The organism is Litorilituus sediminis, assembly GCF_004295665.1.
Taxonomy (GTDB): Bacteria; Pseudomonadota; Gammaproteobacteria; order Enterobacterales; family Alteromonadaceae; genus Colwellia; species Colwellia sediminis.
Genome location: NZ_CP034759.1, coordinates 3,159,300 through 3,169,837 on the forward strand (window position 1 = coordinate 3,159,300; position 10,538 = coordinate 3,169,837).

Here is a 10,538-nt window from a genome sequence, read left to right on the forward strand (position 1 = left end):
AATGTGCAGGCATGTTAAATCTTGTATTAGTCTCTGGCAAGGGGATTATGTTACCTAATTGTAGCGAAATGTCGAAAAGTTGCGGTTATCTTCTGTTATTTACTAAGTGTTAACTTGATTCTAACATTGCCTGATAGGTAGCATTCGTCTACTGGTTTTAACTTGTTATAGCAGATCATAGTACTGAAGCTGCCAGTGTAAACTTGACCGCGCTTGGAATATTTAGCTAGGGTAAATCGAGAGCTTGCCCAGCCACTTTCTTCAGCTGGCTAAGTTAATACTAATAACGGTGGCATAATATCAACTTTAACTAAAAGCGACTATTGTCAAATCAAGGAGTTTTTTTATAAGGTAATTAATGCTATAAGTACTTAAAACTCTACTACGCGGCTGTTGATGTTCTTGGGTGATGAGAACAATTCAGTTTTGGATTGTTGACGATGGAACGATTTAAACCGTTATTATTCTGTGCTCTTTTTATTTGGCTGTATTTTCCTAGCCAAGTAGCAGCCGAAAATAATCAGCTAGATATTGAAGCTGAGTTGGCGAAAATTGCTGAGATATCTGATAAAAGCCTGGCGATTACTCAGCTTCAGCAACTGTTATCTTCAAATGAATTAGCTACAGCGCAGCGTTATACTCTACTGATTGAGCAAGGTAAACTCTTTTTTGCTCAAACGGATTATCACCGCGCGATAGCGCCTACCTTACAAGCGGCAAAGTTAGCGCAGCAAAATAATCTCGCGGAAAAACTGGCCCAGGCAAATAAACTACTTGGTATTTTTTATTACTTCTTAGGCGAGTATGCGCAGGCACTGAACTATTATCAGCTGTCGATACAGTATTATCAGAATTTAAGTGAAACGGTTGACTTAGCTGAGCAAGCATTGGCTGATAACACCATCAGCCGAGCAAACTTACATAATAATATCGCTTTGGTGTATAGCTCTACAGGCAATAGCACATTAGCACTAGAAAGTTATCAACAAGCTGAGCCTTTATATCAGGCTTATGGCGATGATATGGATAAGATTGATATTCGCTATAACATTGCCGCTTTGCATATTAACTTAAAGCGTTTTGATATCGCTATCAATATGCTTAAAGAAGTGATTATCAAGCGCAATGAATTGGGTGATGAGCACGGTGTGGCAACCGCGCGAGCAGATTTGGGGGTAGCTTATAAGGACTCTGGTCAGTATGAGCTTGCCAAAGAGCATGTTATGAATGCGCTTAAGTATTTTCAACAGCGCGGTGATAAATTTAATACCGCCTCTCAGCTTCATAATATTTCAGAAGTCTTTAATGAATTGCAACAAGCTGATTTAGCCATAGATTACGCTAAACAAGCTATTGAGTTAAGTAAAGAAATTAGCCATCAAAGAGCTTATGCTGGCGCATTGCAAAGTTTGGCTAAAGCCTACTTTTATCAAGGAGAGCTTCAGCTAGCTCTAGAAAATATCACCTTATCTACACAGGTTGCCAGTAAACTCAATTATAAGTCCTTACATACGGATAACTTGGCTTGGTCTGCTTTGATTATGGCGGCTCAACAAAACTATATTCAAGCCTCGAAAAACCTTAATGAATACGAGAATGAAAAACACAATGCCACAAACGCTATGCTGAATGAGCATTTGGCCAGATTTGAATCAGAGCAGTTATCACAGCAGGTTTTTCGTTTAGAGCAAAATAAAAAGTTGCAGCAATTACAGTTAACCAAAGCTGAGCAGCAACGTAAGTTTATTTTAATTGCTTTAGTTTTGTTGTTAGTACTTACTTTTCTTATGTATCGCAGACACCTTGAAGCTAGAATTACTAAAGAGCTTGAGGCTAGAGTGACTCAGCGTACCTTGGAGCTAGAGGCTTTAACTAAGGAGCTGCAACAAGCGAATCAAATAAAAAGCCAGTTTTTGGCCAATATGAGTCATGAAATTCGCACTCCATTAACTGCTATTGTCGGACAAGCAGAAGCCATTATATCCGGTGATGTTGAGCCGAATGACTTGGCACATGAAGTTGATATTATTCACGGCAATAGTTTGCATTTATTACATCTTATTAATGAAATTTTAGATTTAAGTAAAATTGAAGCAAACAAGTTAGAGCTTGAAGTTAAGCAATATAACTTACACTGCATTATTAATGATTTAGTGGACATCTTTAAAGATCAGGCCGTTAGAAAAGGACTGTTATTTACAGTTGAAGAAAACCTAGTTAAGCCATTTTACCTTAATATTGATGGTTTTAGATTAAAGCAAATCCTGATCAACTTATGTGCGAACGCAATTAAGTTTACTGAACACGGCGAAGTTAAGTTAACTTTCTCATGGCAACAAGGCCAGCTGTATGTACAGGTAATTGATACTGGTATTGGCATGAGTGCAGAGCAAATTGAACATATATTTGAACTGTTTAGTCAGGCTGATAATAGTATAAGTCGTCGCTTTGGCGGTTCAGGGTTAGGTTTGTATTTATCAAATCAGCTGGCTGTGCTTATGTCAGGTAGTATTCGAGTAGAAAGTGAGTTAGCAGCAGGTAGTAAATTTCAATTAACATTACCATGTCAGCAAAGTGAATTTGCTGCTGAATTCACACATTATCAAGAGGCTAAGCAAGATTCGCTTGAAGAGGAAGCTGGCTTATTTTCAGGTAAGATCATTTTGGCTGATGATCATTATGATAACCGTCGCTTAATCGCTCGATTATTATCTAGTATAGGCTTAGAGGTTATTGCAGCTAGCAATGGCATTCAGGCGGTTGAATTGGCGCTTGAGCACCAAGCCAAGTTATTACTGCTAGACATTCAAATGCCCGAAATGGATGGTATTGAGGCGCTGACAAAATTGCGAAGTCTTGGTTATCAAGGTGCTATTTATGCCCTTACAGCCAATGCAATGTCACATGAAATTGAACATTATATGTCTTTGGGTTTTGATGGCCACTTGAAAAAGCCTATTGAACGAGAGCAGTTTATCTCGGTGATCAGAAAATATTATCAACTTGATAAGTATAGTGATGTACAACTTAGCCAGCGCTTAGCCACAGTTGAACTAGCTGATTTAGCTAATGAGTTTACGCAAAATTTATCGCAAGATAGAGCACTTTTACAGCAATGCACTGAGGCCAAAGACTATAATGCCGCAGGGCGTTTAGTGCATAAAATAGCGGGTGCAGCGCAAATGTTTGGCTATGTTGAATTAAGTCAATTAGCGAGGGAATTAGAGCTAAAATTAAAAGGTCAGCCTGAGCGAACAGCAGCAGAGCTTGCGACTATACAAGACTTATTATCATGTTTGTTTGATGAAATAAGTGTTATTGAACATAAAGCCAAGGGTGAGTCTAGCTAATGAAATCTTTGTCTATATCGCAGTTACTTTTAGCGCTAGCAATGGCTTATTTAGCGTATGCGATATTGAGTTTTACTCGCGAGCTGCCGGCAATTATCACTTTGGTTGATGATATAAGCCCGAAAGTAGAGAGCATTACTGAAGAAGTTGCTTTAATAAGAGAGGAAATTTCTCAAGTTCGTCAGCTTGTTGCCAAGCAGACGCCAGCGATTTTAACCCAAGTGCAAGATACCTTACCAGTTGTTGAACAAGTGCTGGCAGAAAGTCAGCGCTACTCAAGTCATATTCCACAATTATTACGTCAATTAGAAAAAATAGAGCAGCAAGTAGCTAATGTGCAAACACAATTACCACAGATTTATCAGCTTGTTGATGATGTCGTGCTAACAACACAAGCAACTACTGCTGAAGTGGCTAAGTGGCGACCTCATTCACAAAAGTATATTGAAGAGTTGGCACATGCTCGCCAAGATATACCCCAATATTTAACGCGCGTTGAACACATAGTTGCTGATGCTAAAACCCTAGGTAAAGAAACCAGTAGTGGCTTAGTGTCAGGTTTTTTTAAAGGGGTTATCTCCTTACCTTTTGAAGTGGTTTCTGGCCTGACGGGTATTGTTGACTCTAAGTCTAAATCAGCAAAATATTTAACCGCAACTGATGTTACCTTAATTCAAGAACATGCCGTAGCGCTGTTAGAGAGTCAGGCGCAAAGTCAAACTATTTGGCAAAACGTGGAAACAGGTAATCGTGGTCGTATTTTAAAAGGTAATTTAAAGCACCGTGATAAACAGCCCTGCCATGAATTAACCTTTATTAATCACTTTAAAGGGCAGAAAGAAACCCTTAAAGAGTTGATGTGTAAAAATGATCAAGGCTTGTGGCAGGTTATCTAATTATTACTGATTAGCGCCTTGAGCAAACTAGCTACTGAGAAGCAAGCCAAAGCTAATTAATTTGTGTACAATAAAGTAATAACAACATTTTACTATGGGATTTCAAATGGCTAGAGAACAATTTGGCATTTGTGCTGAGCCTAATTTGCATGGCAGTTATTTATTGTTTAATGCGCTTGATGATAGAAACGCCTTTATTCGTGCAGCAGTGTCTCGTTTACCAACATTATTTGATAATTATGCCGAGCAATTTTCTGAAGCAAATTTAATTGGTGTGGTTGCTATTGGTGCTAATTATTGGGATGAATTTTACCCTCAGGCACGACCTTTGCAGTTAAGGCCTTTTCCCGCAATGGATAGTGATGATAGGGTTGCGCCATCCACAAGCTTCGATATCTATGTTGAAATACGTAGTGATCGTGCTGATGTAAACCATATTGTTAGTTCAAAAGTTTGTCAGTTATTGGGTGATAGTGTTGAGCTAATGGAACAAACTCAAGCATTTCGTTTTTTAGACGGCAGAGACTTAACCGGTTTTGTTGATGGTACTGAAAATCCACAAGGTATTCACCGTAGAGAAGTTGCCTTAGTTACCCCAGAGCAAGATGAACTTTTTACTGGTGGCAGCTATTTACATATTCAAAGGTATCAACACAATTTAGTTTTGTGGAATTCGATTACTGAGCGCGAACAAGAGGATGTTTATGGTCGAACCAAGGTTGATAATATTGAATATGCCAGTGAAGATAAAGCGCTTACCGCACATACCAAGCGTACTAGCTTAAAAGATGAGCACGGCAAGAGTATTGAAATATTAAGACAAAGTATGCCTTATGGTGATATAAAGCGAAAAGGCTTGATGTTTGTTTCTTATTGTCATTCACCAGAGCCATTTGAAACTATGCTTAATAGCATGATTAATGGTGATGAATCTGGCAATGTTGATCATCTATTAAAGTATACACAAGCAGAAACGGGCGCTGCTTTTTTTGCGCCAAGCTTAAACTTTTTAGCTGAATTGGAAAAAGAATCTTAATCTTAGCCAAGCCAAGCCAAGCCAAGCCAAGCCAAGCTCAGTTTAGTTGCTTGAGCTGTCATCATTTTCAGGGGATAAAACCGTAATAGCAGCATGATAGGTTTCTATTACATAACGCCCCTGATTAATAGCTAACTCAGACTCAGGTGCTAACTTACCTAAGGGTAACAGCATGGGGCCAGTAGGCTCTGCCAGTAAGTAATTTATACCTTGATACTCTACGCTGGTTTCACCTGCATTTGCTGGTATAGCAATGCCAATAAAAGCATGCTGATCAATAAAGACGAAAGCCATTTCTATTCTAGGCATTAATGAGCGAAGTAATGCCGCCGTTAATGTCATTTTACTATCGCAATCACCTTGGTTTTCCCACAATACTTTTAATGGTGGATTAAAGCCTGCCCCTGATGAGGTTAATCTATTTTCTAAGGTTGCATAAGGGATACTTTGAACAAAACCTAGAACAAAGTTTGTTACTTCTCGTACGTTTTGAATTGAAGCTTTTTCTAAAATAGTAGGTTTTAGTGGTTTTAAATCCATCACGTTGCCATTTGCGATTCTGACGTGATCAACTTTTATTCCTGTTTGTTGATCGTGATTGGTAAAAGCTTGATAGTAATTCTCGTTGAAATAATCTTGCCTTGCTTGCTGCTCAAGCTGAGCAAGTTGCTGATAGGCCTGATTAACCTTATCGCTATCAGTACCTAGCACTTCTATGGTGAAGTCGTTATTAACTTGTTTAAATTGTACTTGCACACCAGGTATTGGTTGTTGCTGAACAGTTTTTTTTATTTTTCGAATAATTGCCTTTCTCGCAAAGTTGGCTTGATAGGGTTTTAGCTCTCTAAATCGCTGAAAAAGCGCCTTGTTTGATAAGGTAAAGTTCATGGCTTGTGTGTTGTTATTAATATCAAGCCATTGATAGGAAAATTGATAACCAGTATCGGTCGCTTTTTTATTAAAGCTGATTTGTTTGCCTTTGACTGGCGCACAGATAAGAGCAAGCGTAAATACACAGATGAAGAGTAGAGCAAACTTATCAGCATATGATGAGCGCTTTGCTAGCATAGTGTTAATGCTCCTGATAATTTCATTATAACTTCATATTAACGCTAATTTTTTATGTTAGCTACACTGATTATTTAACTCTTTTTAATCGTACCTGTTATCACAACGCATATTAAGTTCGAGGAAATCACTTTACTTTCTTCGTTGTTAGGGTATATTCAAACAGGTGTTTTAATTGGATGTTTGTTTTTTGTTGAGGAGATAATTGTGGCTGAGTATAAAGTTCCATTAGCTGATATGGATTTCTTATTATTTGAGGTTTTTAAAGCTGATGACATTTGGCAAAAATTACCAAAACTTGCAGAGCAAGTTGATAAAGATACTGCCCAAGCTATTTTACAAGAGTGTGCCAAAATTGCTGAACAAGAAGTTGCACCAATAGCACGTCAGGGGGATGAAACCGGGGTTCGTTATGATGCAGGTAAAGTCATTACCGCACCTGGTTATAAAGAAGCCTTTAATACCTATGTTGAAGGTGGTTGGCCTGCGTTAGGTGGTGATGTTGACTATGGCGGTATGGGCATGCCAAAAATGCTGACCGCAATGCATGAAGAAATGTTGTGTAGTGCTGATATTTCTTTTGCTTTATATCCATCTCTTACCGCTGGCGCAGCATTATCTTTGGCAAAACACGGTAGTGAAGCGTTAAAAGAAAAATATCTAACGAAAATGTATTCGGGCCAATGGGCTGCATCTATGTGCTTAACGGAAGCACATTCTGGCTCTGATTTAGGCATTATCAGAACTAAGGCAGTAGCAAACGATGATGGCAGCTATGATATTTCAGGTAATAAAATCTTTATCACTGGCGGCGAGCATGACTTAACAGAGAATATTATTCATTTAGTTTTAGCCAAGTTGCCTGATGCTCCTGCTGGCCCTCGTGGCATTTCACTTTTTTTAGTGCCTAAGTTTAAAGTCAATGATGATGGCAGCTTAGCTGAGTCAAATAATGTAAGTTGTGGCTCAATTGAGCACAAGATGGGGATTCATGCTTCGGCGACTTGTGTTATGAATTTTGATGGAGCACAAGGTTATCTGATTGGCGAGCTTAATAAAGGGTTAGCTTGCATGTTTACCATGATGAACTTTGAACGTATAGGTGTTGGTATTCAAGGCTTAGGTGCGGCAGTTAAGTCATATCAAAATGCTTTGGAATACGCGAAAGATCGACAGCAGGGACGCGCCCTTACTGGTGCCAAAAGCCCTAAACAGACAGCCGATTCAATTATGGTGCATGGTGATGTTCGTCGTATGCTCCTTAACATGAAAGCGCTCAATGAAGGCTCACGAGCATTGTCTACCTATATCTCTATGCAGCTTGACTATGCCACCTATGCTGAAGGAGAAGAGCAAGCAAAAGGCGAGACTTTATCAGCATTACTAACACCGATAGCTAAAGCCTTTTTCACTGATTTAGGCTTTGAGAATACAGTTACAGGTCAGCAAGTCTTTGGTGGACATGGCTATATCAGAGAGTGGGGGCAAGAACAGCTAGTTAGGGATGCCCGTATTACGCAAATTTATGAAGGCACTAATGGTATTCAAGCAATGGACTTACTATTGCGTAAAGTTGCAGGCTCTAAAGGCGCTATGTTCACTACCTTTTATAACGAAGTGGTAGAGTTTATTGAATCGGTTGAGCACCAAGATAGCATGCAAGAGTTTGTTAAGCCTTTATCTGATGCCTTGGAAGATCTAAATGATCTAACTTTGGAATTGCTCAGCAAAGCGCAAGACAATATTGATGAGCTAGGCGTAAGTGCCAATGATTACCTTCATGTGTTTGGTTATACGGCAATGGCTTTTGTATGGGCAAAAATGGCGCAAGTTGTACTTGCCAGTGAGCAGATAAGTGAAGAGTTTTATCAAAGTAAATTACATACAGCACGTTATTTCTTTAAGCGATTATTACCTAGACGGATCTCTTTAATTGCATTGGCAAGATCTGGCGCTGATAGTGTTTTTGATATCAGTGATGAGTTATTTTAGCGAAAAATAACCTTATAATTAACGATGACAACACGTATAATCAAAGCCTAACAGATCCTTGTTAGGCTTTTTGTTTTTACAGGAGATACTTTAAGTGACAGGTTTTGGGCAAATGACTACCTGTTATGACACACTGATAGTAAATTTTGAAAAAATTAGCCACAAATAACTATTTTCTCGCCACTTTTTTGTTGTAATGTTCCACAAAACTCCACAAATTCATAAACTTCCTTGAAGGCCTTAATTTTACTGGTCTTATGCCTTGCTTAACCGTGCCCCTTTTCCGGATTATCTGCTTGACATCTCCTTGCTTTGTTCACTAAACTGTATCAATGTGGAAAAAAGTGGGAAATTGTGGATCTTTGATCAGCAGCTAATCACTTTTGTTTAAATAAACAACAAAAAAGTAAGAAACAACCTTCATGTTTAGAGGCACTAGCGCAATAACGCTTGATAGCAAAAATAGGATCACGATCCCTACGCGGTATCGTGAAGAGCTATTTGCTGATTGCCAAGGCAAGATGGTTTGTACTGTTGATATTCAGCACCCATGTTTATTGCTTTATCCATTACCTGAATGGGAAGAAATAGAATTAAAGCTTTGTAAGCTTTCCAGTATGGATCCTCAGGAAAGGTTATTACAGCAGGTGTTGTTAGGTAATGCCACTGACTGTGATATGGATAAAAATGGTCGCTTGTTGCTTAATGGCCCGTTGCGCACTCATGCAGGCTTAGAAAAAAACGTCATGTTGGTTGGTCAACTGAAAAAGTTTGAGATATGGAGTGAAGCAGCATGGCAAGCGCAAATGCAGCAAGGTATTAGTAAAATACAATCAGGTGAAATTGAGCTGACAGAACGACTGCTTGATTTATCACTGTAAGTTATATAACGAATAATAGGTAATAAAAATAACAACATGGAACTAGATAAGTCTCATATATCGGTTTTATTGTCTGAAGCTGTAGATGGTTTAGATGTGAAAGCTGACGGCTGCTATATTGACTGTACTTTTGGTCGTGGCGGTCACTCGACTGTGATTTTATCTAGGCTTTCAGAGCAAGGGCGCTTATTTGCAATTGATCGAGATCCTACGGCAATTGCTGCGGCTAAAAAATTTGCCGATGATGCTCGTTTTCATATTGATCACCAAGGTTTTGCTCACTTACAGAGTATTGCTGATAAACATAATATTAGCGGCAAAGTAGACGGCATTTTATTGGACTTAGGCGTTTCTTCCCCGCAATTAGATGAAGCTGAGCGTGGTTTTAGCTTTATGAAAGATGGTCCGCTTGATATGCGCATGGACACTAGTCGTGGGCAAACAGCGGCAGAGTGGCTTGCACAAGCAGATGTTGAAGATATTAGTTGGGTATTAAAAACCTTTGGTGAAGAAAAACACGCTTGGCGGATAGCAAACGCTATTGTTGATACCAGAGAAGAAACCCCTTTGCTAAGAACAAGCCAACTAGCTGAGCTTATTAAAAAAACAGCACCACAGCGTGAAATTAAAAAGCATCCGGCAACACGTAGCTTTCAAGCGATTCGTATGTATATCAATAGCGAGCTTGAGCAGATTGAAAAAGCACTTGCCGCATCGCTTGATGTTTTAGCAGAGCAAGGTCGTTTAGTCGTTATTAGCTTTCACTCGCTTGAAGATCGTTTAGTAAAACAGTTTATGAAAAAACACTCGCAGGCTAAAAAAGTACCGCGTGGTTTACCTATTAGTGATGAAGAGTTAAATAAAGGCAAAAAATTACAGCTAATTGGCAAAAAACAAAAGCCAAGCAAGGCAGAAGTAGAAGAAAACGTGCGTTCGAGAAGTTCCGTTTTACGAGTGGCACAGCGCTTACCTAGGCCAGTTGAGTAACTTGTTATGGCGGTGCGAAGGGCTGCGCTAGTTTTTGATATTTGGCAAGATATAGTTAGATACAGTTTTAGTTATATATTGTTGATTTTAGTCGTTATTTCGGCGTTTTCGGTAATTTACTATACCCATGTAAATCGCCAAACGACCAGTGAATTGGAAGTATTGTTAAGTCAAAAAGATGAATTAAATATTGAGTGGCGAAACTTATTATTAGAACAAAATAGCCTTGCAGAACATAGCGAGATAGAAAGTAAAGCTAAGCGGCTGCTTAATATGAAGCGCCCAGACAGTAAATCAGAAGTAATTATCAGCCTACCATAGCAAACGC

Annotated in this window: 8 protein-coding genes; 7 read left to right on the plus strand and 1 reads right to left on the minus strand. The window is 39.0% G+C overall.

What is annotated here, in order from left to right; translation table 11 throughout:
- Window positions 1-440: 440 nt before the first annotated feature.
- The 3 genes from EMK97_RS14085 (at window position 441) to EMK97_RS14095 (ending at window position 5,282) form a co-directional block, all read left to right on the plus strand.
- Window positions 441-3,350, plus strand: coding sequence for an ATP-binding protein (locus EMK97_RS14085; protein WP_130603234.1), 2,910 nt, complete (start codon window positions 441-443; stop codon window positions 3,348-3,350).
- Complete coding sequence (locus EMK97_RS14090; RefSeq protein ID WP_130603236.1) at window positions 3,350-4,246, plus strand: hypothetical protein; 897 nt, start codon at window positions 3,350-3,352, stop codon at window positions 4,244-4,246. The genes EMK97_RS14085 and EMK97_RS14090 overlap by 1 nt, the downstream gene beginning before the upstream one ends.
- A gap of 106 nt (window positions 4,247-4,352) precedes the next feature.
- Complete coding sequence (locus EMK97_RS14095) at window positions 4,353-5,282, plus strand: Dyp-type peroxidase (RefSeq protein ID WP_130603238.1); 930 nt, start codon at window positions 4,353-4,355, stop codon at window positions 5,280-5,282.
- A 42-nt stretch (window positions 5,283-5,324) separates the two neighbouring features.
- Here the strand turns inward: EMK97_RS14095 and EMK97_RS14100 are convergent, their stop codons facing one another.
- The gene (locus EMK97_RS14100) at window positions 5,325-6,350 is read right to left on the minus strand and encodes a hypothetical protein (protein ID WP_246028796.1); all 1,026 of its coding nucleotides are present in this window, start codon (window positions 6,348-6,350) and stop codon (window positions 5,325-5,327) included.
- Between the two features lie 207 nt (window positions 6,351-6,557).
- Here EMK97_RS14100 and EMK97_RS14105 point away from each other — a divergent pair, with 207 nt between their 5' ends.
- The 4 genes from EMK97_RS14105 to ftsL all read left to right on the plus strand — a co-directional run bounded on the left by EMK97_RS14105 (window position 6,558) and on the right by ftsL (window position 10,531).
- On the plus strand, window positions 6,558-8,342 hold the full coding sequence (locus EMK97_RS14105; protein WP_130603240.1) for an acyl-CoA dehydrogenase C-terminal domain-containing protein: 1,785 nt from the start codon (window positions 6,558-6,560) through the stop codon (window positions 8,340-8,342).
- A 422-nt stretch (window positions 8,343-8,764) separates the two neighbouring features.
- Window positions 8,765-9,223: a division/cell wall cluster transcriptional repressor MraZ gene (gene mraZ / locus EMK97_RS14110; RefSeq protein WP_130603242.1), complete on the plus strand. Its 459-nt coding sequence runs from the start codon at window positions 8,765-8,767 to the stop codon at window positions 9,221-9,223.
- 36 nt (window positions 9,224-9,259) lie between these two features.
- Complete coding sequence (gene rsmH, locus EMK97_RS14115) at window positions 9,260-10,210, plus strand: 16S rRNA (cytosine(1402)-N(4))-methyltransferase RsmH (protein ID WP_130603244.1); 951 nt, start codon at window positions 9,260-9,262, stop codon at window positions 10,208-10,210.
- Between the two features lie 6 nt (window positions 10,211-10,216).
- Entirely contained in the window at window positions 10,217-10,531 is a 315-nt protein-coding gene (gene ftsL / locus EMK97_RS14120) for a cell division protein FtsL (protein WP_130603246.1), read from the plus strand.
- Window positions 10,532-10,538 lie beyond the last annotated feature (7 nt).

What these genes read in the sequence shown, in the direction of transcription:
- rsmH (WP_130603244.1), top strand. Translation starts at nt 9,260, where the DNA reads ATGGAACTAGATAAGTCTCATATATCGGTTTTATTGTCTGAAGCTGTA.
- EMK97_RS14100 (WP_246028796.1), bottom strand. Translation starts at nt 6,350, where the DNA reads ATGCTAGCAAAGCGCTCATCATATGCTGATAAGTTTGCTCTACTCTTC.
- EMK97_RS14090 (WP_130603236.1), top strand. Translation starts at nt 3,350, where the DNA reads ATGAAATCTTTGTCTATATCGCAGTTACTTTTAGCGCTAGCAATGGCT.
- EMK97_RS14095 (WP_130603238.1), top strand. Translation starts at nt 4,353, where the DNA reads ATGGCTAGAGAACAATTTGGCATTTGTGCTGAGCCTAATTTGCATGGC.
- EMK97_RS14085 (WP_130603234.1), top strand. Translation starts at nt 441, where the DNA reads ATGGAACGATTTAAACCGTTATTATTCTGTGCTCTTTTTATTTGGCTG.
- mraZ (WP_130603242.1), top strand. Translation starts at nt 8,765, where the DNA reads ATGTTTAGAGGCACTAGCGCAATAACGCTTGATAGCAAAAATAGGATC.
- ftsL (WP_130603246.1), top strand. Translation starts at nt 10,217, where the DNA reads ATGGCGGTGCGAAGGGCTGCGCTAGTTTTTGATATTTGGCAAGATATA.